The sequence below is a fragment of the Streptomyces sp. NPDC127190 genome, assembly GCF_042672505.1.
Classification (GTDB): Bacteria; Actinomycetota; Actinomycetes; order Streptomycetales; family Streptomycetaceae; genus Streptomyces.
In genome coordinates this window covers 193,072-218,419 of sequence record NZ_JBHXVE010000013.1, presented here as the reverse complement: position 1 = coordinate 218,419, position 25,348 = coordinate 193,072, and the positions used below count along the sequence as shown (strand labels likewise).

Below are 25,348 nucleotides of genomic sequence, written 5' to 3'. Positions count from 1 at the left end.
TTCAGGCAGGTGAGTTCTCATGTCGCTGACGGACGCCGTCGGCACCCCTTGGCCCGACCGGCGCACGGCACGCTGGACCACGCCCGCCGGGGTGGGCGTGCACCGCTCGACGCTGCCGGCCGGTCCGGCCCGGCTCGCCCGCGCCCGGCTGGAGAACACCCTCGACCAGCGGCGCGGCATGCTGCGGTACTGCGGTGACGACCTGGTCATCGGCTATGCCGATCCGCCCGTCGAGGTGAGCGTGCGCGGTGACCGGGTGGCCGTCCGGGCGCTCAACTCCCGGGGCCGGGTGCTGCTTCCCGCGCTGCGGGCGGCGCTGGAGCCGGTGCTGACCGAGTGGTCGGCCGACGCCGACGAGGTCGTGGGACGGGCGCCGGGGCCGGGCGGGGTCTTCGCGGAGGAGGACCGTACCGCGCACGCCGGGGTGTTCCAGGCGGTGCGCGCGCTGCTCGCGGCCATGGCGGGACCGGACGACCGACTGCTGGGCCTGTACGGCGCGTTCGGCTACGACCTGCTGTTCCAGGTGGAGCCCGTCGAGCTGCACCAGGTCCGCGACCCGGACGACCGCGACCTGGTGCTGCATCTGCCGGACGAGATCCACGAGCTGGATCTGCGCCGGGACGAGGCGCTGCGGCACGTCTACGAGTTCAGCGCCGAGGGCGCGAGCACCGAGGGGCTGGAGCGCACCACCGAGGCCGCGCCGTTCGGCCCCGGCTCCCCCGGCCGGCTGCGCGACCACGCGCCCGGTGAGTACGCCGAGGTGGTCGAACGGGCCAAGGAGCTGTTCCGGTCCGGCGACCTGTTCGAGGTGGTGCCCGGCCAGGTGTTCCGCCGAGCCTGCGCCGAGCCGCCCTCCGTGCTCTTCAGACGGCTGCGCGAGACCAACCCCGCTCCGCACAGCCTGCTGGCCAACCTCGGGGAGGGCGAGTATCTGATCGGCGCCTCCCCGGAGATGTTCGTACGGGTACGGCGCGAGGGCGACCCGGCCGGGCTCGGCGACCGGCTGGTGGTGGAGTCCGCGCCGATCAGCGGGACCGTCCGCCGGGGCCGCGACGCCCTGGAGGACGCCGAACGCGTGCGGGAACTGCTCGGCTCCGTCAAGGAGGAGTCGGAGCTGACCATGTGCACGGATGTCGACCGCAACGACAAGGCGCGGGTCTGTGTGCCGGGTTCGGTGCAGGTCACGGCGCGGCGGCGGATCGAGACGTACGCGACGCTCATCCACACCGTGGACCGGGTGCGCGGGGTGCTCGCGCCGGGCCGGGACGCCCTGGACGGCTTTCTCGCCCATCTGTGGGCGGTGACCGTCACCGGGGCGCCCAAGCTGGCGGCGGTCGAGTTCATCGAGCGGGTGGAGCGCTCGCCGCGCCGCTGGTACGCGGGCGCGGTGGGCTGCCTCGCCTTCGACGGCACACTGGACACGGTGCTGACCCTGCGCACCATCCAGGTGCGGGACGGGGTGGCGACGGTGCGGGCGGGGGCGACCCTGCTGTACGACTCCTCGCCGCAGGCGGAGGAGGCCGAGACCGAGCTGAAGGCGCGGGCGCTGCTCGATGTGCTCACCGTGCCGTTGCCGCACTCCGGTCCGGGGCCGCTGGCCGTGGGCCCGGACCGGCCGGGCGAGGGGCTGCGGATCCTGATGGTGGATCACCGTGACTCGTTCGCGCACTGCCTGGCGGACTATCTGCGGCAGACCGGCGCGAGCGTGACGACGTACCGCAGCCCCGGGCATCTGCCGGTGCTGGCGCGGGAACGGCCCGATCTGCTGGTGCTCTCACCGGGGCCGGGCCGCCCCGCCGACTTCGGGCTGGGCGCGACGCTCGCCGAGGCGGAGCGGCTGGACCTGCCGGTGTTCGGGGTCTGCCTCGGACTGCAAGGGCTCGTCGAGTACTTCGGCGGCAGCCTCGGGGTGCTGGACCGGCCGGTGCACGGCAAGTCGTCCCAGGTCCGGGTGACCGCGCAGGACAGCCGGCTGCTGGCGGGGCTGCCCCGGGAGTTCACGGTGGGCCGGTACCACTCGCTGTACGCCAGCGCGGCGCAGATGCCGGCGGAGCTGCGGGTGACCGCGGAGACCTGGGACGGCGTGGTGATGGCGGTCGAGCACCGGGAACGGCCGCTGGCCGCGGTGCAGTTCCACCCCGAGTCGATCATGTCGGCGGGCGGCCGGAGCGGCCATCTGGTGGTCGCGGGCGCCGTGACCTCCCTCGCCCGCGGCCGCACGGCCGCCTCGGTGACCGGCCCCCGCTCGTGACCACCCCACCCGGCCCCTCCACAACAAGAACCCCCCGTCCCCCCGCCGGAAGACACCCGGCCGCGCGCCCGGCACCCCGGCCGAGAGCGGCGCGCCCGCCGGGTGGGCCGCTGGGCCCGGGCACGACCCCAGCGCCCGGGCCAAGCACAGCACGCCCACCAAGTGGACCCCCGGATCCGGCCCTGAACCGGGCACCCCGGCCGACCACGGCACCCCCACGGGGTGGTCCCGCGGGCCCGGGCACGACCCCAGCGCCCTGGCCAAGCACAGCACGCCCACCAAGTGGACCCCCGGATCCGGCCCTGAACCGGGCACCCCGGCCGACCACGGCACCCCCACCAGGTGGGCCCCTGGGCCCGGGCACGAACCCGGCACCCCGGCCAAGCACAGCACCCCCACCAGGTGGGCCCCCGGGCCCGGCCGCGAACCCGGCACCCCGGCCAAGCACAGCACCCCCACCAGGTGGACCCCCGGGCCCGGGCACGACCCCAGCGCCCTGGCCGACAACGGCACCCCCACCAGGTGGACCCCCGGATCCGGCCCCGAACCCGGCACCCCGGCCGACCACGGCACCCCCACCAGGTGGATCCCCGGGCCCGGGCACGAAGCCGGCGCTCCTCGGCGGCACGCCCTCCGGCACCGGAGCGGGTCCCGAGCGCGGTGGCGTGGGTGAGGGGGGTGGCTGATGGGTGGGGTCGATGGCGCGCTCGCCGAACTGGCGGGGTGTCCGCCGCTGTTGTTGCCCGGTGAGTGCGACCGGTTGCGGGCGCGGCTCGCCGCGGTCGCGCGGGGCGAGGCGTTCCTGCTGGCCGCGGACGACGTCGCGGGCGGGCAGGTCGCCGAGGCGTTCGGGACGCTGCTGCGGATGGCCGTCGTACTCTCCTACGCGGGTGCGCGTCCGGTCGTGAAGGTGGTCGGACCGCTCGGCGACGGGGCGCCGGCGCGGGGGACGTACCAGGCCACGGCCGCGGCCCTGAACCTGCTGCGCGGGCTCACCGCCGGACACCACACCGACGTACGGCGGGTGCACGGAGAGATCCAGGACTTCGTGGCGCGCTCCCCCGCGCGAGCCCGGCACACCCGCCTGACCCGGCGGATCGCCGCGGCGATCCGCTTCATGGAGGCCTGCGGGGCGACGCCGGAGGCGCTGCGCAGGGCGGAGTTCTTCACCGGTCACGAGGCGCGGGACGTGGCGTACGAGAGGGCGCTGACCCGGACCGCCGAGCGCGGCGGCCGGTACGGTCTGTCCGGGCATCTGCTCTGGCTCGACGGGCGCACCCGCCGGCCCGACGGCCCGCAGGTGGCGTACGCCGCGGGCATCCGCAACCCGCTCGGGGTGCGGCTGGGGCCGGCCACGGCGGCCGACGAGGTGCCTGCGCTGGTCGACCGCCTCGATCCGGGGCGCGAGCCGGGACGGCTGACGTTCCTCGTCCGGATGGGCGCGGCGGCGGTGCGGGACCGGCTGCCCGGGCTGGTGGCGAAGGCCACCGCGAGCGGCGCCCCGGTGGGCTGGGTGTGCGACCCGGTGCCCGATGGGACGCCCGCCCGGGTGCTGGACGAGATCGGCGGCTTCTTCGAGGTGCTCCGCGCCCTCGGCGGCCATCCGGGCGGGGTCCGGCTGGAGTTGGCCGGTTCCCGCCTCGGCCAAGAGCAGGCACTGGATCTGGCCTTTGCGTTGGCCGAACTGTACTGACTCCGGACAGTCCGTCACCTGCATGGTTAAGCTGGTGAAATGACGTTAGCCAGGTCTCCGCTGACCCTGGAGGTCATCGACCTCATCGGCACGATGGTGTCCCGTTTCTACGGCGAGTACGAGGCGGCCGCGGCCGTGCACGGGCTCTCCGGCTCCCAGGCGCGGCTGCTCGCCCTGCTGTCGCACGGCCCGCTGCCGATGCGCAGGATCGCCGAGCAGCTCAAGTGCGAACCGTCCAATGTGACCGGGCTGGTGGACCGGTTGGAGGCCCGCGGTCTGGTGCAGCGCCGGCCCGACCCCGCCGACCGCCGGGTCAAGCTGGTCGTCTCCACGGACGCGGGCCGGTCCACCGCCGGGCAGGTGCACGCCTCGCTGGACTTCGCCCGCGAACCGCTGGCCGCGCTGCCGGAACAGGACCGGGCGCTGCTGCGGGATCTGCTGCGCCGGATCCTGTCCTGACCGCTCTGCGCGTCAGAGCTTGCGGGCGACGATGATGCCGTAGCCGACCTGCGGCAGGTCCCCGAAGCGCTCGATGATGTCGGCGGCCTCGGTGAGCTGCTCGCTGAACGCGTCGTCGAAGGTCTCGGTGGCCTGCCGGATGGCGGCTGCGGCCAGCGTGTGGCTGCGCCGCACGTTCTCGCCGATGTCCAGCACCTCGACGACCTTCAGGCCCGCGTTCTCCATGTGGGCGACGTAGGTGTCCGCGTCACCGAGCGGCGGGATCTGGAAGAGCCGGCGGTTCGCCGCGACGATCTCGGCCTCCCGCTCGTCCAGTTCACCCTGCTGGTACGGGTTGGCCGTGACCAGCGTGCCCCCGGGGCGCAGCACCCGCGCCGCCTCGGCGATGGCCTTGCCGCGGTCGGACATGTGCAGGAAGGACTCGATGGCGTAGACGCCGTCGAACTGCGCGTCGCCGAAGGGCAGGGCCATGCCGTCGCCCTGCCGGAAGGCCACCTGGCCGCTGTTCTCGCCGACCTCGGGCCGGGCAGCGGCCGTCTCCGCCTGCTGGGCGCTGATGGTGATGCCGGTGACGTGTACGTCCCACCGGCCGGCGATCCGGACGGCGGGCTTGCCGCTGCCGCAGCCGACGTCCAGCACCCTGAGGCCCGAGGAGAGTCCCAGCCGCTCGGCGACCATGTCGGTCAGGGTGTCGGTGGCCTGCTCGACCGACGCGTCGTCCTCGTCACTGTGCCAGTAACCGAGGTGGATATTTCCCCCCATCACTTCGGAGAGAAGGTCCGTCGACTGGTCGTACATGCTGCCGACATCCGCCGCGGTGGGAATTTGCTGTTCGGCCATCCCTGATATGCCCTTCCTTATTTCCCCGACCGGTGCACGCGCACCGCCGCTCGGACGCTACAAACAGTGAACTCCGTTTGTCAACGCACTACTCGGCCCACCTGGAGCCCCTATTCCGCGCTATTTCCGAGTTGTTTCCGCCGTGTTGAGCACGCCCCTCATAAGACGGGTTATCGATGCCATGGGCGATGTTATTGGACAGCCCACGGAGCGTCGGGGTCTACTGACTGTGCCTGATGCGATCAGGCAGTCTGCACCGGCGGACGGACACGCTCCGCCACCCTGAGCGACCGCGCACCACCAGGGCGCGGCCCGGTATCCCGGTCCCTTCCTCCGTCCCTTCTTCCGCTCTCTTCCAGCCACATTCTCGGTCGTCGGACTTTCGGGAGATTCATGCGCACCGCCCGGCCATTCGCAGCTGACCGCACCAGCGTGACCGGTGAACCCGTCGCCATTGTCGGACTGTCCTGCCGATTCCCTGGCGCACCGAACCCCGAGGCCTTCTGGACACTGCTGCGCGAGGGTACCGACGCCGTATCGCAGGCCCCGGCCGGACGCGGGCTCGATGCCGGTGCCGGTGCATTTCTGGACCAGGTCGACCAGTTCGACCCGGAATTCTTCGGCATATCGCCCCGGGAAGCCGCCGCCATGGATCCGCAGCAGCGGCTGATGCTGGAACTGAGCTGGGAGGCGCTGGAGGACGCCGGTGTCGTCCCGGCGGAGCTGAGCGGCAGCAGAACCGGTGTCTTCGTGGGCGTCATGTGGGACGACTACGCCACCGCGGTGCGGCGCGACGGCACGGCCACGGCCGGCCGGCACAGCATGACCGGCCTGCACCGCAGCATCATCGCCAACCGGGTGTCGTACACCCTGGATCTGCGCGGGCCGAGCATGGCGCTGGACACCGGGCAGTCGTCCTCGCTGGTCGCGGTGCACCTGGCCTGCGAGAGTCTGCGGCGGGGCGAGGCGGAGCTGGCACTCGCGGGCGGGGTGAACCTCAACCTCTCCCCGGAGAGCACCCGGCACTCCGAGACGTTCGGCGGACTGTCCCCGGACGGCCGCTGTTTCACCTTCGACGCGCGCGCCAACGGCTATGTGCGGGGCGAGGGCGCCGGTCTGGTCGTCCTCAAGCCGCTCTCCCGCGCGCTCGCCGACCACGACCGGATCTACTGCGTGATCGACGGCACGGCGATGAACAACGACGGGGCGAGCGAGGGGCTCACCGTCCCCAGCGCCCGGGCGCAGGAGGAGGTGCTGCGCGAGGCGTACCAGCGGGCCGGTGTCGACCCGGCCGAGGTGAGCTACGTCGAGCTGCACGGCACCGGGACGAAAAAGGGCGACCCGCTGGAGTCGGCCGCGCTGGGCGCGGTGTTCGGCCCCGGGCGGGAGCCGGACGCACCGCTGCTGGTCGGCTCGGTGAAGACCAACATCGGGCATCTGGAGGCCGCGGCCGGCGTCGCCGGGCTCATCAAGACGGCGCTCGGCATCAGCCGCCGGGAGCTGCCCCCGAGCCTCAACTTCCGTACCCCCAACCCGCGGATCCCCTTCGAGGAGCTGCGGCTGCGGGTGCAGACGGAGCTGACCGGCTGGCCGCGCGAGGACGCCCCGCTGCGGGCCGGTGTCAGCTCGTTCGGCATGGGCGGCACCAACTGCCATGTGGTGCTCTCCGAGGCCGTTCCGGTGGCCGAGCCGGCGCCCGCGCGGACGCCGGGGGCGTTCTCGCCGCTGCCGTGGGTGGTCTCCGGCCGCTCGGCCGCCGCGGTGCGCGCCCAGGCGGAGCGGCTGCACGCGCATGTCGCCGGCCGCCCGGAACTGAGCCCGGCGGGCGTCGGGTTCACGCTCGCCGCCCGGCGCACCGCGTTCGAGGAGCGCGCCGTCGTGCTGGGCGACGGCACCGGTGAGCTGCTGGACGGCCTGGCGGCGCTCGCCCGCGGGGTGCCCGCGCCGAACGTGGTGCGCGGCACGGCCCGGGGCGCGGGCCGTACGGCGTTCCTGTTCAGCGGGCAGGGCAGCCAGCGGCCCGGCATGGGACGCCGGCTGTACGCCACGGTCCCGGTGTTCGCCGCCGCCCTGGACGAGGTGTGCGCGGAACTGGATCCCCATCTGCCGCGTCCCTTGCGGGAGTTGCTCTTCGCCGACCCGGGCACGCCCGAGGCGGAGCTGCTCGACGAGACCCGTTACACCCAGGCCGCGCTGTTCGCGCTGGAGGTCGCGCTGTTCCGGCTGGTGGAGCGGTGCGGGCCGCGCCCCGACGTCCTCCTCGGCCACTCCATCGGCGAGCTGGCCGCCGCGCATGTCGCCGGGGTGTTCTCCCTCGCCGACGCCTGCACCCTGGTCGCGGCGCGCGGACGGCTGATGCAGCAGGCCACCGAGGGCGGCGCGATGATCGCCATCGAGGCCGACGAGCGGGAGGTACGGGCCGCGCTGCCCGACGACGAGCGGCTGGTGTCGATCGCCGCCCTCAACGGCCCCCGGACCACGGTCGTCTCCGGCGACCGGGACGCCGCCACGGCCGTCGCCGCCCGGTTCGCGGCCGACGGCCGCAGGACCAAGCGGCTGCGGGTCAGCCATGCCTTCCACTCGCCGCACATGGACGGCGTGCTGGACGAGTTCCGCGAGGTGGCCGCGGGGCTGGACTACTCCGCACCGCGGATCCCGGTGATCTCCGACGTCACGGGCCGCATCGCCACCGCCGACGAGCTGGGCTCACCCGACTACTGGGCCCGGCACATCCGGGCCTGCGTGCGCTACCTCGACGGCGTCCGCCTGCTGCGCGCCGAGGGCGTGACCTGCTGTCTGGAGCTGGGGCCCGGCGGGCTGACCGCGATGACCCGGGAAGGCCTGGCCGCCGAGGACGGGCTGCCGGGCGCCTCGGTCGTGCCCCTGCTGCGGGACGGACGGCCCGAGGAGCACACGGTCGTCGCGGCGCTGGCCGAGGCGTTCGTCCGCGGGGCGACGGTGGACTGGACGCCGCTCACCGGCTGGGCCGAGGAGCGGGTCGACCTGCCCACGTACGCCTTCCAGCGCGCGTCGTACTGGTTCGACGCGGCGGGCGGCCCCGGGCCGCTCCCGGCCGAGGCCCCGGCCGCGCCGGACCGGGCGCTCCGGGAACCTGCCGATGCCCCGACCGCGCCCGGGCAGACCCCGCATGAGGTGGCGGGCACCGCTCCGGCGGCGGATCTGCCGGAGCTGGTGCGGGCGAGTGTGGCGACGGTGCTCGGACACTTCTCGACCGACACCGTGGACACCGGACGGACCTTCAAGGAGCTGGGGTTCGACTCGCTGACGGCGGTCGAGTTCCGGGACCGGGTGGCCGAGGCGACCGGCCTGACCGACCTGCCCCCCACCCTCATCTACAACTACCCGACACCGGACGAGCTGGTGCGCTTCCTGCGCGCCCGGTCGACGGGCGAGCAGCCGGCGGACGACACCCCGCAGGCGGCGGCCGCGGACGACGAGCCCATCGCGATCGTCGGCATGGGCTGCCGGTTCCCCGGCGGGGTGCGCTCGCCCGAGGACCTCTGGCAGCTCGTCGCCGCCGGCAAGGACGCGATCTCCGGCTTCCCCACCGACCGCGGCTGGCCCCGCACCGAACTGCACGACCCGGAGAACCCGGACGTCCGCTACGCCCGGGAGGGCGGGTTCCTCTACGACGCGGCCGCGTTCGACGCGGGCTTCTTCGGGATCAGCCCGCGGGAGGCGCTCGCCATGGATCCGCAGCAGCGGCTGCTGCTGGAGACGGCGTGGGAGGCGCTGGAGCGGGCGGGGGTCGACCCCACCGCGCTGCGCGGCACCCGGGTCGGGGTGTTCGCGGGCGCGACCGCGCAGGACTACGGCCCCCGGCTGGGCGAGCCGGCCGAGGGCGGGCAGGGCTATGTGCTGACCGGCACCACGGCCAGTGTCATCTCCGGGCGGGTGGCCTACAGCCTCGGCCTGGAGGGTCCCGCGGTCACCGTGGACACCGCCTGCTCCTCCTCCCTGACCGCGCTGCACATGGCGAGCCGCGCCCTGCAACAGGGCGAGTGCACCATGGCGCTGGCCGGCGGGGTGACGGTGCTGGCGACGCCGGGCATGTTCGTGGAGTTCGCCCAGCAGCGCGGGCTGGCGCCGGACGGCCGCTGCAAGCCGTTCGCCGCCGCGGCCGACGGCACCGGCTGGAGCGAGGGCGTCGGCATGGTGGTGCTGGAGCGGCTGTCGGACGCCCGGCGCCAGGGGCACCGGGTGCTCGCGCTGCTGCGCGGCTCGGCGGTCAACCAGGACGGCGCCAGCAACGGTCTGACCGCCCCGAACGGGCCGTCGCAGGAGCGGGTGATCCGGCAGGCGCTGGCCAACGCCCGGCTGACCCCGCGGGACGTCGACGCCGTCGAGGCGCACGGCACGGGCACCCGGCTCGGCGACCCGATCGAGGCGCAGGCGCTCGTGGCCACGTACGGCCGGGACCGCGCCGGTGACCAGCCGCTGTGGCTGGGCTCGGTGAAGTCCAACATCGGGCACACCCAGGCCGCCGCGGGCATCGCCGGGGTGATCAAGATGGTGATGGCGCTGCACCACGGGCGGCTGCCCGCCAGCCTGCACATCGACGCGCCGACCCCGCATGTCGACTGGTCCGCGGGCGCGGTGGCGCTGCTCACCGACACGGTGCCCTGGCCGCGCGGCAGCCGGCCGCGCCGGGCGGGCATCTCCTCGTTCGGGATCAGCGGCACCAACGTCCACGCCATCCTGGAGGAGGCGCCCGAGGACCGCCCGGCCGCCGAGGCGCTGCCGGACCCCGAGGCGCTCGCGGAGGCCGTGGAGGCCCCGGCCGGCCCGGTGCTGTGGCCGCTGTCCGCGAAGACCCCGCAGGCGCTGCGCGCGCAGGCGGCCGCCCTGCGCGCCCATCTCGACGGGCGGACCGCACCCGGCGCCGCCGACGTGGGCCTCTCCCTGGCCACCACCCGGGCCGCCTTCGCGCACCGCGCCGTGCTGATCGGCGACGACCGGCCCGCGCTGGAGGCCGCCCTGGACACGCTGGCGCGCAACGCCCCGGCGGAGACGGTCGTCCAGGGCCGGGCCGCCGGCGACGCGGAGCGGGTGTTCGTCTTCCCGGGCCAGGGTGCGCAGTGGGCGGGCATGGCGGTGGAACTGCTGGACTCCTCCCCGGTGTTCCGGGAGCGGATGCACGAGTGCGCGGCGGCGCTCGACGCGGTCACCGACTGGTCGCTGCTGGACGTGCTGCGCGAGGTGCCGGGCGCGCCGGGTCTGGACCGGGTCGACGTCGTGCAGCCGGTGCTGTTCGCGATGATGGTGTCGCTGGCGCGGCTGTGGGAGTCGTACGGGGTGCGGCCGACCGCGGTGGTCGGGCACAGCCAGGGCGAGATCGCGGCGGCCTGTGTCGCCGGCGGACTCTCGCTGCCGGACGCGGCCCGGATCGTGGCCCTGCGCAGCCAGGCGCTGACCGCGATCTCCGGCCTCGGCGGGATGGTGTCGGTGGCACTGTCGGCGGAGGGGGTGCGCGCCCTGCCCTGCTGGGACGAGCGCCTGGACCTCGCGGTGGTCAACGGGCCCTCCTCGGTGGTGGTCTCGGGTGAGCCCGCGGCGCTGGAGGAGCTGGTCGCCGTGTGCACCGCCCGGGATGTGCGGGCCAAGCGGATCCCGGTGAGCTACGCGGCGCACTCGGCCCAGGTCGAGGCCATCCGGGAACGCCTGCTGGAGGCGCTCGACGGGATCGAGCCGCGCGCGGGCGAGGTGCCGTTCTACTCGACGGTGACCGGCGAACTGCTGGACACGCGCGAGCTGGACGCCGGGTACTGGTACCGCAACCTGCGCGAACCGGTGCAGTTCGAGCGGGCCATGGGCACGGTCCTGAAGCGGGGGCACACCCTGCTGTTCGAGATCAGCCCTCATCCCGTACTGAGCGTGGGCGCCCAGGAGGCGATCGACGCGCTCGGCGGGTCCGGTGCGGTCGTCGGCTCGCTGCGCCGCGGGGAGGGCGGGCCGCGGAGGTTCCTGACCTCGCTGGCGCAGGCGTACACGCTGGGCGCGCCGGTGGACTGGGCGGCGGTGTTCGCCGGTTCCGGCGCGACCCGGACGGAGCTGCCCACCTACGCCTTCCAGCACGAGCGGTACTGGCTGACGGCGCCCGCTCCGGAGCCCGCCGCGGCGCCGGAGAGCGCGGCGGACCGCCGGTTCTGGGACGTGGTGGAGCGCGGGGACGCGGAGGCGCTGGCCGCCGAGACGGGCATCGCGGAGGTGGCCGCCCTGCGGGCGCTGCTGCCGGCCCTGGCCGACTGGCGCCGGCGGCAGGACGAACGGGAGCTGGTGGACTCCTGGCGGTACCGGATCTCCTGGCAGCCGCTGCCGCGGGCGCCGCTGGGCACCCTGTCCGGCCGGTGGCTGGTGGTCGTACCGGAGGCCCCGCGGACCGCGGCGGATGCGCCGGACCGGCGGCCGGTGCCGGCCCTGCTGGACGCCCTCACCCGCAGCGGCGCCGAGGCGGCCGTACTGGCGGTGCCGGCGGAGCTCGGACGGGCCGAGCTGGCGGAGCGGCTGCGCGCCGGGGCGCCGTCGGCCGGGGTGCTGTGGCTGCCGGCGCCGGGCTCGCCGGACCGTCCCGCGGAGTCCGGGAGCGAGGCCCTGACGCTGGTCCAGGCGCTCGCCGACGCCGGGACGGACGCACGGCTGTGGTGTGTGACGCAGGGCGCCGTGGCGGTCGGTGCCGGTGACCGGGTGACCGCACCGGCGCAGGCCGCGGTCTGGGGCCTCGGCCGGGTCGCCGCGGTGGAGTGGCCGGAGCGCTGGGGCGGGCTGCTGGATCTGCCGGACGAGCCGGACGCCGCGGTGCTCGGGCTGCTGCCCGCGGTGCTGGCCGGTGCGGGCGACGGCGAGAACCAGGTCGCGGTCCGCGACGCCGGGGTGTTCGTGCGCCGGCTGGTCCGCGCGCCGCGGCCGGACGGCGGTACCGGGCCGTCCTGGACACCGCGGGGCACCACGCTCGTCACGGGCGGCACCGGCGCGCTCGGCGCGCACGCCGCACGCTGGCTGGCCGGGCAGGGCGCGGAGCATCTGGTGCTGGTCAGCCGCAGCGGACCCGCGGCACCGGGGGCCGACGCGCTGACCCGGGACCTGACCGCGCTCGGCGCCCGGGTCACGGTCCGCGCCTGCGACGTCGCCGACCGGGCCGCGCTGGCCGGGCTGCTGGCCGAGCTGGAGGCGGAGGGCCACCCGGTGCGGGCGGTCGTCCACACGGCCGGTCTGATCGAGAACGTCCCGCTGGACGCGCTCACCCCGCAGCGCTTCGCGGAGGTGGTCCGGGCCAAGGCCGAGGGCGCGCTGCATCTGCACGACATCACCCACGACCTGGACGCGTTCGTGCTGTTCTCGTCCGTCTCCGGGATGTGGGGCAGCGCGGGCAACGGCGGCTACGCGGCGGCCAACGCCTACCAGGACGCCCTCGCGGAGTACCGCAGGGCCCAGGGGCTGCCCGCCACCTCGGTGATCTGGGGGCCCTGGGCCGGCGACGGGATGATGGCCCGCGACGGCATGGACGCGGCCATCGTCCGGCGCGGGATACGGCTGCTGGACCCGGAGCGGGCGATCGGGGCGCTGGCGCGGTGCCTTGACGACGACGCGGCCGCGCCGGTCGTCGCCGACGTGGACTGGACGGCGTTCCACGCGGCGTTCACCGCCAAGAGCCCGAGCCGGTTCTTCGACGAGGTGCCCGAGGTCCGGGAGGCGGTACGGCAGTCGGAGCCGGCGGATCCGGAAGGGGCCGGCGGCGAGGCCGGGACCTGGGCGCGGCGGCTCACGGAGCTGGATCCGGGGCGGCGCCGGGAGGAGGCCGCCCGGGTGGTCCGCGCCCAGGTGGCGAGCGTCCTCGGGTACGCCGACCCGGACGCGATCGGCGACCGCCAGCCGTTCAAGGAGCTGGGCGTCGACTCGGTGATCGCGGTGGAGCTGCGCAACCGGCTCCAGGAGGACACCGGTCTCCGGCTGCCGGTCACCGTGATCTTCGACCGGCCCTCGCTCGGGAAACTGGTGGATTTCCTGCTGGAAACGGCGCTCGCGGACGGTGCGGAGACCCGCGAGCCGGAAGCGGAACCGGAAGACGAAAGGGCGCGGGAACGCGCGCAGGAACTGATGGCAGCAGAGCAGCGGATCAACGAGATGGACGCCGACGATCTGGTGCGGCTCATGCTCGGCGAGCAGTAGCAACGCACCGCGAAGAACGTCGTTCCAAGGCAACCGATCAGTGAGGGACCATGGCCACGTCGCCGGACAAAATCGTCGATGCCCTGCGCGCGTCAATGAAGGAGACGGAGCGGCTGCGGCAGGAGAACAAGGAGCTGCTCGCCGCCGCGCAGGAACCGATCGCCGTCGTCGGCATGGGCTGCCGGCTGCCCGGTGGCATCCGGACCCCGGAGGAGTTCTGGCAGCTCGTCGCCGCGGGCGGTGACGCGGTCTCCGGGTTCCCCACCGACCGGGGCTGGGACCTGGAGGCGCTGTACGACCCGGACGCGGACCGCCCGGGCACGGTGTACACGCGCCACGGCGGATTCCTCACCGATATCGCGGAGTTCGACGCGGAGTTCTTCGGCATATCGCCGCGCGAGGCGGTCGCGATGGACCCCCAGCAGCGGCTTCTGCTGGAGACCTCGTGGGAGACGCTGGAGCGGGCCGGAATCGACCCGACGACGCTGCACGGCAGCCGCACCGGTGTGTACATGGGCACCGCCTTCCAGGACTACGCCCGTGTTCCCCCGGCCGAACTCGGCGAGTACGAGGGGTACTTCCTCACCTCCGGTGCGGCGAGCGTGCTCTCCGGCCGGATCGCGTACACGCTCGGCCTGGAGGGCCCCGCGGTCACCGTCGACACCGCCTGCTCGGCCTCGCTGGTGGCGATCCACGCCGCGTGCCAGGCGCTGCGCCGGGACGAGTGCTCGCTGGCGCTGGCCGGTGGCATCACCGTGATGACCACGCCGCACCAGTTGCAGGGCTTCAGCCGGCAGCGCGGGCTGTCCGCGGACGGGCGGTGCCGCTCCTTCGCCGCGGCGGCGGACGGCACCGGCCTCGCCGAGGGCGTCGGCGTGCTGGCGCTGGAGCGGCTGTCCGACGCCCGGCGGCTCGGGCACCGGGTGCTGGCCGTGGTGCGGGGCAGCGCCACCAACCAGGACGGGGCGAGCAACGGGCTGGCCGCGCCCAACGGCCCCGCGCAGGCGCGGGTGATCCGGCAGGCGCTGGCCGACGCCCGGCTGACCCCGCGGGACGTCGACGCGGTGGAGGCCCACGGCACCGCCACCACCCTGGGCGACCCGATCGAGGCGCAGGCGCTGCTGGCCACCTACGGCCAGGACCGCACCGACCCGCTGTGGCTGGGCTCGGTGAAGTCCAACATCGGGCACACCCAGGCGGCGGCCGGTGTCGCCGGTGTCATCAAGATGGTGCTGGCGATGCAGCACGGCGTGCTGCCGGCCACCCTGCACGTGGACGAGCCGACGCCGCACGTGGACTGGTCGGCGGGGCGGGTGGAGCTGCTGACCGAGGCCACGCCGTGGCCGGAGACCGGCCGACCGCGCCGCGCCGGGGTGTCGTCGTTCGGCATCAGCGGCACCAACGCCCATGTGGTGCTGGAGCAGGCGCCCGAGCAGGAGGCCGCGGACACGGGTGCCGGCACCGCGCCGCGGGCGGTGCCCTGGCTGCTGTCGGCGCGCAGCCCCGAGGCCGTACGGGACCAGGCGCGCGCCCTGCTGGCCCGGCTGGACGCCGCGGACGCGCCGGACGCGGTGGCGGTCGGCCATGCGCTCGCGACCACCCGGACGGCGTTCGAGCACCGGGCCGCCGTCGTCGCGGAGAGCGGCGAGGAACTCGCCCGGGCCCTTGCGGCACTGGCCGAGGACCGCCCCGACCCGCGGGTGACGCTCGGTCAGGCGGTGCGCGGCAAGCTCGGCTTCCTCTTCACCGGCCAGGGCAGCCAGCGCGTGGGCATGGGCCGCGAGCTGTACGGCGCCTCGCCGGTGTTCGCCGAGGCGTTCGACGAGGTCTGCGCGGAGCTGGACCGGCATCTGCGGCGGCCGCTGCGCGAGGTGGTGTTCGGCGCCGACGGCACCGAGGGGCTGCTGGACCGGACCGAGTACACCCAGCCGGCGCTGTTCGCGCTGGAGGTCGCGCTGTTCCGGCTCGTCGCCCACCACGGGGTCCGTCCGGAGTATGTGACCGGGCACTCCATCGGCGAGGTGAGCGCCGCGCACGTGGCCGGGGTGCTGTCCCTGGCGGACGCGGCGGCCCTGGTGGCGGCGCGCGGCCGGCTGATGCAGGAGCTGCCGGAGGGCGGCGCCATGGTCGCCGTACAGGCGGCCGAAGAGGAGGTGCTGCCGCTGGTGGCCAAGCGGTCGGCACGGGTCGACCTGGCCGCGGTGAACGGTCCGGCCTCCGTGGTGGTGGCCGGTGAGCAGGACGCGGTGCTGGAGATCGCGGCGCACTTCGCCGAACAGGGGCGCAAGACCAAGCGGCTGACGGTCAGTCACGCCTTCCACTCCCCGCTCATCGACCCGATGCTGCCGGAGTTCCGCCGGGTGGTCGCCGGGCTCGCGTTCGGCTCCCCGGAGATCCCCGTCGTATCGGCGCTGACCGGCCGGGAGATCACCGCGGAGGAGCTGCGGACGCCCGAGTACTGGGTGCGGCACGCCCGGGGGACGGTGCGGTTCGCGGACGCGGTGCGCGCCATGGAGGCCGCGGGCGTACGCACCTTCCTGGAGCTGGGCCCCGACGGGACGCTGTGCGCGATGGGCCGCGACAGCCTCACCGCCGCGGACGCCGATCTGGTCCCGGCCCTGCGCGCGGAGCGGGCCGAGGAACTCACCGTGACGACCGCGCTCGCCCGGCTGCACACCCGGGGCGTCGCCGTGGACTGGCGGGTGTTCTACGGCCGAGCCGCAGCGCCGGCCGTCGAGCTGCCCGTCTACCCCTTCCAGCGCAGCCGCTACTGGCTGACGCCCGCCCGCTCGGCGGCGGTGGGTTCGGCCGGGCTCGGCGCGGCCGACCACCCGCTGCTCGGCGCCGTGGTGTCCCTGGCGGACGACGACGAACTGCTCTTCACCGGGCGGCTGTCCACGGGCGCGCACGGCTGGATCGCGGACCACCAGGTGTTCGGCCAGGCACTGCTGCCCGGCACGGGCTTCCTCGAACTCGCCCTGCACGCCGGGGAACGGGTCGGCCTGGACGTCGTACAGGAACTCACCTTCCACACCCCGCTGGTGCTCCCCGAGCGCGAGGCGGTCACCCTCCAGGTGCGCGTGGGCGCCGCGGGCGAGTCCGGGCAGCGCTCGCTGAGCCTGCACTCCCGGCCGGACCAGGCGGCGGACGACGAGCCGTGGACCCTGCACGCCACCGGTGTGCTGGCCCGGGCCGAGGCGCCCGGCGACACCGACGAGGAGGAGCTGGCCGTCTGGCCGCCGCGCGGCGCCGAACCGGTGGAGGTCGGCGGGCTCTACCCGCTGATGGCGGAGACGGGGCTGGACTACGGCCCGGTGTTCCAGGGGCTGCGGGCCGCCTGGCGGCGCGGCACCGAGCTGTTCGTGGAGACCGGGCTGCCGGACGGCACCCGGCCCGAGGAGTACGGCGTGCACCCCGCGCTGCTGGACGCGGCCCTGCACGGAGTGGCCCTGAACGTGGTGCTGCCCGAGTGGGACCAGGCCCGGCTGCCCTTCTCCTGGCGCGGGGTGACCCGGTACGCCGTCGGCGCGCCGTCGCTGCGGGTGCGGCTGGCGCCGGCCGGGGAGGACGCGGTGTCGGTGCTGGCCGCCGACGAGTCCGGCCGGGCCGTGCTGGCGGCCGACGCGCTGGTGCTGCGCCCGGCCGCGCGCGAGCGGATCGAGGCGGCCGGCTCCGCCACCCGGGACCGGCTCTTCCAGGTGGGCTGGGAGCCGCTCGCCGCCGCACCGCGGCCCGGTGCGGCCCCGGACCTGGTGGCCGTGGGCCCCGGCACCGGCGACCTGGTGCCGTATCTCACCGGCGGCTCCGCCGCACTCCACCCGGACCCGGACGCCCTGGCCGCGGCCCTGGAAAGCGGCCGCGCGGCCCCCGCGGCGGTGCTGGTCTCCTTCCGTACCGACCCGGTCGCGGCGGACCCGGGTGCCGGTGCCACCGCGGCGGCGGATCGCGGTGACGCCGTGCGCGAGGCCGCGCACCGGGCGCTGGAGCTGGTGCAGGGCTGGGTCGCCGACGAGCGGTTCGCCGGTGTCCGGCTGGTGGTGCTGACCCGGCGCGCCGTCGCCGCGGGCAGCGAGGACGTGACCGACCTGACGCACAGCGCCGTGTGGGGGCTGCTGCGCACGGCCCAGTCGGAGCACCCCGGCCGGTTCACGCTGGTCGACCTCGACGGCGCTGCGGACGCGCTGGACCTGCTGCCGGCGGCGCTCGCCTCCGACGAGCCGCAACTGGCCGTGCGGGACGGCGAGTTGCGGGTGCCGCGGCTGACCCGGGTGCGCCCCGAGCGGGCGCTGGCCGTGCCGGCGGCGCCGGCCTGGCGGCTGGGCGTCGACGGCGGCGGCACGCTGGAGAACCTGGCCCTGCTGGACCACCCCGACGCCGCCGCCCCGCTCGCCCCCGGCCAGGTCCGGGTGGGCGTACGGGCGGCCGGTCTGAACTTCCGCGACGCGCTGAACGCCCTCGGCATGTACCCCGGAGAGGCCGGGCCGCTCGGTGTGGAGGGCGCCGGTGTGGTGCTCGAAACGGGTCCCGGGGTCGACACGTTGGCGCCCGGTGACCGGGTGTTCGGCATGATCTTCGGCGGGATCGGCCCGATGGCCGTGACCGACCACCGGCTGCTGGCCAGGGTCCCGGACGGCTGGTCCTTCGCCGAGGCGGCCTCCGTCCCGGCGGTCTTCCTCACCGCGTACTACGCGCTGGTCGGCCTGGCGGACCTGCGGCCCGGCGAGTCGGTGCTGGTGCACGCCGGCACCGGCGGCGTCGGCATGGCCGCCGTGCAGCTGGCCCGGCACCTGGGCGCCGAGGTGTACGCCACGGCCAGCCCCCCGAAGTGGGACACGCTCCGCGCGATGGGCCTGGACGACGACCACATCGCCTCCTCCCGGTCGCTGGACTTCGCGGAGAAGTTCCGGCGGACCAGCGGCGGGCGCGGCGTGGACGTCGTACTGAACTCCCTGGCCCGGGAGTTCGTGGACGCGTCGCTCGGGCTGCTGGGGCCGGGCGGCCGGTTCCTGGAGATGGGCAAGACGGACGTGCGGGACGCCCAGGAGGTCGCCGAGGCGCACCAGGGCGTCACCTACCGGGCGTTCGACCTGGTGGACGCGGGACCGGACCACACCCGGGAGATGCTCGGCACGGTCCTCGAGCTGTTCGCACAAGGTGCGCTGCGGCTGCCGCCCGTCACCTCGTGGGACGTGCGGCACGCGGCCGAGGCCTTCCGGTTCATCAGCCAGGCCCGCCACATCGGCAAGGTCGTGCTGACCGTGCCGTCCGGCCTGGACCCGGCGGGCACGGTGCTGATCACCGGTGGCACCGGCGCGCTCGGCGCCGGGGTGGCCCGCCGGCTGGTGGACCGGCACGGGGTGCGGAACCTGCTGCTGGTCAGCCGCCGGGGCGCCGCGGCGCCCGGGGCGGACGACCTGGTGGCCGAACTCTCCGCGCGGGGCGCCGCGGTGACGGTCGCGGCCTGCGACGTCGCCGACCGGGACGCGCTGCGGGAGCTGCTGGCCGCGGTGCCCGCGGACCGTCCGCTGACCGCCGTGGTGCACACCGCCGGCGTCCTGGACGACGGGGTCCTGGGGTCGCTCACCCCCGAGCGGCTGGACACCGTGCTGCGCCCCAAGGCGGACGCGGCGCTGCTCCTGGACGAACTCACCCGGGACGCCGATCTCGCCGCGTTCGTACTGTTCTCCTCGACCGCCGGTGTGCTCGGCGGCCCGGGGCAGGCCAACTACGCGGCGGCCAACGTGCTGCTGGACGCGCTGGCCGCGCACCGCCGGGCGGCGGGACTGCCCGCGGTGTCGCTGGCCTGGGGGCCGTGGGAGGACTCCGGCAGCATGCTCGGCGGGCTGGGCGAGGTGGACCTGCGCCGGCTCGGCCGCACCGGTCTGGTGCCGCTCACCGACGAGGAGGGCCTGGACCTGTTCGACGCCGCCCTCGCCGCCGGGCGGGCCGCCCTCGTCCCGGCCAAGGTGGACGGCGCGCTGCTGCGCCGGGCGGCCGACGAGCTGCCGCTGCTGCTGCGCGGGCTCACCCGGACGCCGGTGCGCCGGGCGGCCCGCGAGGCGGCCCGGCCGGCCGCGACCGCGGCCCTGCGCAACCGGCTGGCGGGTGTGTCCGAGGCGGAGGGCGAGCAGCTCCTGCTCGATCTGGTACGCCGGCACGCGGCGACGGTGCTGGGCCACACCGACGGCGCGACCGTCGCCGCCGACCGCACCTTCAAGGAGCTGGGCTTCGACTCGCTGACCGCGGTCGAGCTGCGCAACCGGCTCAGCGGTGCCGCCGGGACGCAGCTGTCCGCCACGCTGGTCTTCGACCATCCGACGCCGGTCGTGCTGGCCCGGCATCTGCGGGCCGAACTGCTCGGCGCCGCGCCCGCCGGGGAGCCGGTCCCGGCCGCCGCGCAGGCGCAGGCCGCGGACGACGACCCGGTGGTGATCGTCTCGATGAGCTGCCGCTACCCGGGCGGCATCGCCACCCCGGAGGACCTGTGGCGGCTCGTCACCGACGAGACCGACGTCGTCCTGCCCTTCCCGGCCGACCGCGGCTGGGACGTGGACGGCATCTACGACCCGGACGGCACCCGGCCCGGCACGACCTATGTGCGGGTGGGCGGCTTCCTGGACGACGCGGCGCGGTTCGACGCGCAGCTGTTCGGCATCAGCCCGCGCGAGGCGCTGGCCATGGACCCGCAGCAGCGGCTGCTGCTGGAGACCTCGTGGGAGGTGCTGGAGCGGGCCGGGGTCGACCCGCTGTCGCTGAAGGGCCGCCAGGTCGGCGTGTTCATCGGGGCGGCGGCCCAGGGCTATCCGTCCGACCCGCGCCAGGCGCCCGAGGACCTGGGCGGCTATCTGCTGACCGGCAGCACCTCCAGCGTCATGTCCGGCCGGATCGCCTACGCCTTCGGCGTCGAGGGGCCGGCGGTGACCATCGACACCGCCTGCTCGTCCTCCCTGGTGGCGCTGCACCTGGCCGTACAGGCGCTGCAACGGGGCGAGTGCTCGCTCGCGGTGGCCGGCGGCGCCGCCGTCATGGCCGCCCCGGACATCTTCCTGGAGTTCAGCCGGCAGCGCGGGCTGTCCCCGGACGGCCGCTGCAAGGCCTTCGCGGCGGCCGCCGACGGCACCGGCTGGGGCGAGGGCGTCGGCGCGCTGCTGCTGGAGCGGCTGTCGGACGCGCGGCGCAACGGCCACCCGGTGCTGGCGGTGGTGCGCGGCTCGGCGATCAACTCCGACGGCGCCAGCAACGGCCTGACCGCCCCGAACGGCCCCTCCCAGCAGCGGGTCATCCGGCAGGCCCTGGCCAACGCCGGTCTGGCGGCCGGTGACGTCGACGCGGTGGAGGCCCATGGCACCGGCACCCGGCTGGGCGACCCGATCGAGGCGCAGGCCCTGGCGGCGACGTACGGCCGTGAGCGCGAGCCGGAGCGTCCGCTGTGGCTGGGCTCGGTGAAGTCCAACATCGGGCACACCCAGGCCGCCGCGGGCGTGGCCGGCGTGATCAAGATGGTCGCGGCGCTGCGGCACGGGGTGCTGCCCCGCACGCTGCACGTCGACCGGCCGACCCCGGAGGTGGACTGGGCGGCGAGCGGGCTGTCGCTGCTGACCGAGGCCACCCCGTGGCCCGAGACCGGCCGGCCGCGCCGAGCCGCCGTCTCCTCCTTCGGGATCAGCGGCACCAACGCCCATGTGATCATCGAGCAGGCCCCGGAGACGGCCGAGGAGCCCGCGCCGGACGCCCCGGAGCAGGCCGCCCCGGCCGCGCTCGCCGCCGTACCGTGGGTGCTGTCCGGCAAGACCGGGACGGCGCTGCGCGCCCAGGCCCGGCGCCTGCTGTCGCGCCTGGCGGACACCGGTGCGCCGGACCTCGCGGGGATCGGGCACGCGCTGGCCACCACCCGCGCCACGCTCGACGAGCGGGCCGTGGTGGTCGGCGCCGGCCCCGAGGAGCTGCGCGAGGGCCTGGCCGCCCTCGCCGAGGGCCGGGACGCGGACGGGGTCGTCCGGGGCACGGCCCGCGAGCGCGGCCGGACGGTGCTGGTGTTCTCCGGGCAGGGCTCGCAGTGGCCCGGGATGGCCGCCCGGCTCCTCGACGAGTCCGCGGTGTTCGCGGAGCGGATCCGGGAGTGCGAGGCCGCGCTGGCGCGGTATGTGGACTGGTCCCTGACGGAGGTGCTGCGGGGTGCCGAGGGCGCGCCGTCGCTGGACCGGGTGGACGTCGTCCAGCCCGCGCTGTTCTCGGTCATGGTGTCCCTGGCCCGGCTGTGGCAGCACTTCGGGGTGCGGCCGCAGGCGGTGATGGGCCACAGCCAGGGCGAGATCGCCGCCGCGTGCGTGGCCGGCGCGCTGACCCTGGACGACGCGGCCCGGGCGGTGGCGCTGCGCAGCAAGGCGCTGCTCGCGATGTCCGGCAAGGGCGGCATGGTGTCCGTCGCGCTGGGCGAGGGGGCGGTGTCCGAGCTGGTGGAGCAGTGGGCCGGCAAGGTGTCCGTGGCCTCGGTCAACGGCGCGTCGTCCACGGTCGTCTCCGGTGACCTGGACGCGCTGGAGGAGCTGGTGGCGCGCTGTGCCGCCGACGGGGTCCGCACCCGGGTGCTGCCGGTGGACTACGCCTCCCACTCCCCGCAGGTCGAGCAGGTCCGCGAGGAGCTGCTGCGGGAACTGGCGCCGATCTCGCCGCGGCCCGCGGAGATCCCCTTCTTCTCGACGGTGACCGGCACCGAGCTGGACACCACCGAGCTGGACGCCGAGTACTGGTACCGCAACCTGCGGCAGACCGTGCATCTGGAGCGGGTGACCCGGCTGCTGCTGGAGCAGGGCCACGACGTGTTCGTGGAGACCAGCCCGCACCCCGTGCTGACCATGGCGATCCAGCAGACCATGGACGCCGCGCACGTCGCCCACGGGGTGACGGTGGGCTCGCTGCGCCGGGAGGACGGCGGCCTCGGGCGGTTCCTGGCCTCCGCCGCCGAACTGCACACCCGGGGCGTGCCGGTGGACTGGGCCGCGGCCTTCCCCGAAGGCCGTACGGGCGCGGCCGCGCTGCCGACCTATCCGTTCGAGGGCGAGCGGTACTGGCTGGAGCGCACCGTCGCCGCGGCCGACGTCACCTCGGCCGGACTGGGCCGCACGCGCCACCCGCTGCTCGGCGCCCTGGTGGCGCTGCCCGGCCCGGCCGGCACGGTGCTGACCGGCCGGCTGTCCCTCACGGCCCAGCCCTGGCTGGCCGACCACGCGGTGCGGGACACGGTGCTCTTCCCCGGCACCGGCCTGGTGGAACTGGCGCTGCGCGCCGGTGCGGAGACCGGCTGCGGCACGGTCGAGGAACTCACCCTGCTGGAACCGCTGGTGGTGGACGAGGAGGGTGCCGTACAGCTGCGGGTGCTGACCGGGGAGGCGGACGGGACCGGACGCTGCTCCGTGGAGGTGCACTCGCGGCCCGAGGACGCGCCCGCGGACACCCCGTGGCAGAAGCACGCCGTCGGGGTGCTCGCCCCCGGCGGGCCGGCCGCGCCGGACCGGCTGCCCGCGTGGCCGCCGGCGGACGCCGAACCGGTGGCCCTGGAGGACGGGTACGCCGTGCTGGCGGCGGCCGGACTCGAGTACGGCCCGGCCTTCCAGGGGCTGCGCGCGCTCTGGCGGCGCGACGGCGAGGTCTTCGCCGAGGTCCGCCTGCCGGACGAGGCGGAGGCGGGCCGGTACGGCGTGCATCCGGCGCTGTTCGACGCGGCGCTGCACGGAATGGTCCTGGGCGGGCTGGTGGCCGATGCCGGCGAGCCGCGGCTGCCGTACGCCTGGCAGGGCGTGTCCCTGCACGCCACGGGCGCGGCGGCGCTGCGGGTGCGGCTGGCGCCGGCGGGCGAGGACACCGTGTCCCTGACGGCGTTCGACACGGCGGGCGCTCCGGTGCTCTCGGTCGGCTCGCTGCGGGCGCGTCCGGTGCCGCCCGGGGCGCTGGCGAACTCCCGCCGGGCGGGCCTGCGTTCGCTGTTCCGGCTGACCGGCGAGCGGCTCGCGCCGGGGCGCGCGCCCCTCGGCGGATGGGCCGTGCTGGGCCCCGACGACCTCCAGCTGGGGGCCGTGCTGGAGCGGGCCGGGGAGCGGCTCGACGGGTACGCGGACCTGGCGGCGCTGGCCACGGCGGTGGCCGCCGGAACGCCGGCGCCCGAGGTGGTCCTGGTGCCCTGCCTGTGCGACCCGCGGGAGGACGCGGGTCCGGCCGCGGCCGTCCACGGGACGGTCCACCGGGCGCTGGCGCTGACCCAGGAGTGGCTCGCCGACGAGCGGTTCGCCGGCTCGCGGCTGGTCTTCGCCACCCGGTACGCGATGTCCCTGGACGACGACGAGCCCGCGCACGACCTGCGGCACGCCCCGCTGTGGGGTCTGCTGCGCGCGGCGCAGTCGGAACACCCCGGCCGGTTCGTGCTGCTGGACACGGACGAGGACGCCGCGTCCCTGCGCGCACTGCCGCAGGCACTGGGCGGCGACGAGCCCCAGCTGGTGGTCCGGCGGGGTGTGGTGCAGGCGCCGCGGCTCGCCCGGGTCTCCCCCGCCGCCGAGGCGGCGGACGGCCCGGCACCGCTCGCGCCGGAGGGTACGGTCCTGATCACCGGCGGCACCAGCGGCCTCGGCGCGCTGGTCGCCCGTCACCTGGTGGCCCGGCACGGGGTCACCCGGCTGCTGCTCACCAGCCGCGGCGGCCCGGACGCGCCGGGCGCGGCCGAGCTGGCGGCGGAGCTGACCGGGCAGGGCGCCCGGGTCACGGTGGCCGCCTGCGACGTGGCCGACCGGGACGCGCTGGCCGCGGTGCTGGACGGGATCCCGGCCGCGCATCCGCTGACCGCGGTGGTGCACGCCGCCGGGGTGCTGGACGACGGGGTGCTCACCGCGCTGACCCCCGAGCGGGTCTCCGGGGTGCTGCGGCCCAAGGTGGACGGCGCGCTGCATCTGCACGAACTGACCCGTGACGCCCGCCTGTCGGCCTTCGTGCTGTTCTCCTCGGCCGCCGGGGTGCTGGGCACCGCGGGGCAGAGCGGGTACGCGGCGGCCAACGCCTTCCTGGACGGGCTCGCGCGCACCCGGCGGGCCGCCGGCCTCGCGGGCACCTCGCTCGCCTGGGGCATGTGGGAGGAGCGCAGCGGGCTGACCGGCGCGCTGTCCGAGGCGGACCTGCGGCGCATGGCGCGGTCCGGGGTCGGGCTGTTGCCCACCGACGAAGGCCTCGCGCTGTTCGACGCGGCGCTGGGCGCCCAGGACGCCGTCCTGGTGCCGCTGAAGCCGGCGCCGGCGGCCGACGCGGACGCGGTGCCGGCGGTGCTGCGCACGGTGCTCCGCGCCGGGCGGCGGGCCGGCGGCCCGGGCGCCGCGGACGGAGCGGGCCGGCCGTTCGCCGCGCAGGTGGCCGAACTCCCCGCGCAGGAGCGGGAGTCGGCGGTGCTGCGCCTGGTCCGGGAGCAGGCGGCGACGGTGCTGGGGCTCGCCTCGGCCGAGGCCGTCCCGGAGACCCGGGGCTTCCTGGAGCTGGGCTTCGACTCGCTGACCGCGGTCGAGCTGCGCACCCGGCTGAGCGCGGCCACCGGGCTGCGGCTGCCGGCGACGCTCGTCTTCGACCAGGCCACCCCGGTCAACACGGCCCGCTACCTGCGCGACCAGCTCTTCCCGGAGAGCCGGGAACTGACCGCGGAGGAGCTGGAGGAGAAGAAGTTCCGCGAGGCACTGGCCTCGATCCCGCTGGCCCGCTTCCGGCAGGCCGGTCTGCTGGCCGACCTGCTCCGGCTCGCCGGGGGCGAGGAGGCCGCGGACCCGGCGGCGCCGGGCGAGGAGGCGGCCGGGATCGACGACATGGACGTCGACGATCTCGTGCGCACGGCCTTCGGCGGGGACACGGCGTGATCACGGATGCGAACTGCGGGAGGGGCCATGGCC

6 protein-coding genes are annotated in these 25,348 nt (G+C 75.7%); 5 read left to right on the top strand and 1 reads right to left on the bottom strand.

Annotation, left to right across the window (positions count from 1 at the left end):
- Window positions 1–19: 19 nt before the first annotated feature.
- From ACFVIU_RS21535 to ACFVIU_RS21525, 3 genes are all read left to right on the top strand, one after another.
- Window positions 20–2,251, top strand: a complete 2,232-nt coding sequence (locus ACFVIU_RS21535; protein ID WP_385844338.1) for an anthranilate synthase component I — start codon at window positions 20–22, stop codon at window positions 2,249–2,251.
- 685 nt (window positions 2,252–2,936) lie between these two features.
- Window positions 2,937–3,944: a 3-deoxy-7-phosphoheptulonate synthase gene (locus ACFVIU_RS21530; RefSeq protein WP_385844337.1), complete on the top strand. Its 1,008-nt coding sequence runs from the start codon at window positions 2,937–2,939 to the stop codon at window positions 3,942–3,944.
- Between the two features lie 39 nt (window positions 3,945–3,983).
- A complete protein-coding gene (locus tag ACFVIU_RS21525; RefSeq protein ID WP_385844336.1) occupies window positions 3,984–4,403 on the top strand; it encodes a MarR family winged helix-turn-helix transcriptional regulator in 420 nt (139 codons plus the stop codon).
- A gap of 12 nt (window positions 4,404–4,415) precedes the next feature.
- On the opposite strand, the gene ACFVIU_RS21520 is transcribed toward ACFVIU_RS21525, so the two are convergent.
- Window positions 4,416–5,243, bottom strand: a complete 828-nt coding sequence (locus tag ACFVIU_RS21520) for a methyltransferase domain-containing protein (protein WP_385844335.1) — start codon at window positions 5,241–5,243, stop codon at window positions 4,416–4,418.
- A gap of 432 nt (window positions 5,244–5,675) precedes the next feature.
- On the opposite strand from ACFVIU_RS21520, the gene ACFVIU_RS21515 reads away from it, so the two are divergent.
- Entirely contained in the window at window positions 5,676–13,430 is a 7,755-nt protein-coding gene (locus ACFVIU_RS21515) for a type I polyketide synthase (protein WP_385844333.1), read from the top strand.
- A gap of 50 nt (window positions 13,431–13,480) precedes the next feature.
- Window positions 13,481–25,315 (top strand): SDR family NAD(P)-dependent oxidoreductase, encoded by an 11,835-nt coding sequence (locus ACFVIU_RS21510; RefSeq protein ID WP_385844332.1) that lies wholly within the window; start codon window positions 13,481–13,483, stop codon window positions 25,313–25,315.
- The last annotated feature ends 33 nt before the right edge of the window (window positions 25,316–25,348 follow it).

Excerpts from the sequence above, each read along its gene's own strand:
- ACFVIU_RS21535 (WP_385844338.1), top strand. The coding sequence starts at position 20 with ATGTCGCTGACGGACGCCGTCGGCACCCCTTGGCCCGACCGGCGCACG.
- ACFVIU_RS21530 (WP_385844337.1), top strand. The coding sequence starts at position 2,937 with ATGGGTGGGGTCGATGGCGCGCTCGCCGAACTGGCGGGGTGTCCGCCG.
- ACFVIU_RS21525 (WP_385844336.1), top strand. The coding sequence starts at position 3,984 with ATGACGTTAGCCAGGTCTCCGCTGACCCTGGAGGTCATCGACCTCATC.
- ACFVIU_RS21520 (WP_385844335.1), bottom strand. The coding sequence starts at position 5,243 with ATGGCCGAACAGCAAATTCCCACCGCGGCGGATGTCGGCAGCATGTAC.
- ACFVIU_RS21510 (WP_385844332.1), top strand. The coding sequence starts at position 13,481 with ATGGCCACGTCGCCGGACAAAATCGTCGATGCCCTGCGCGCGTCAATG.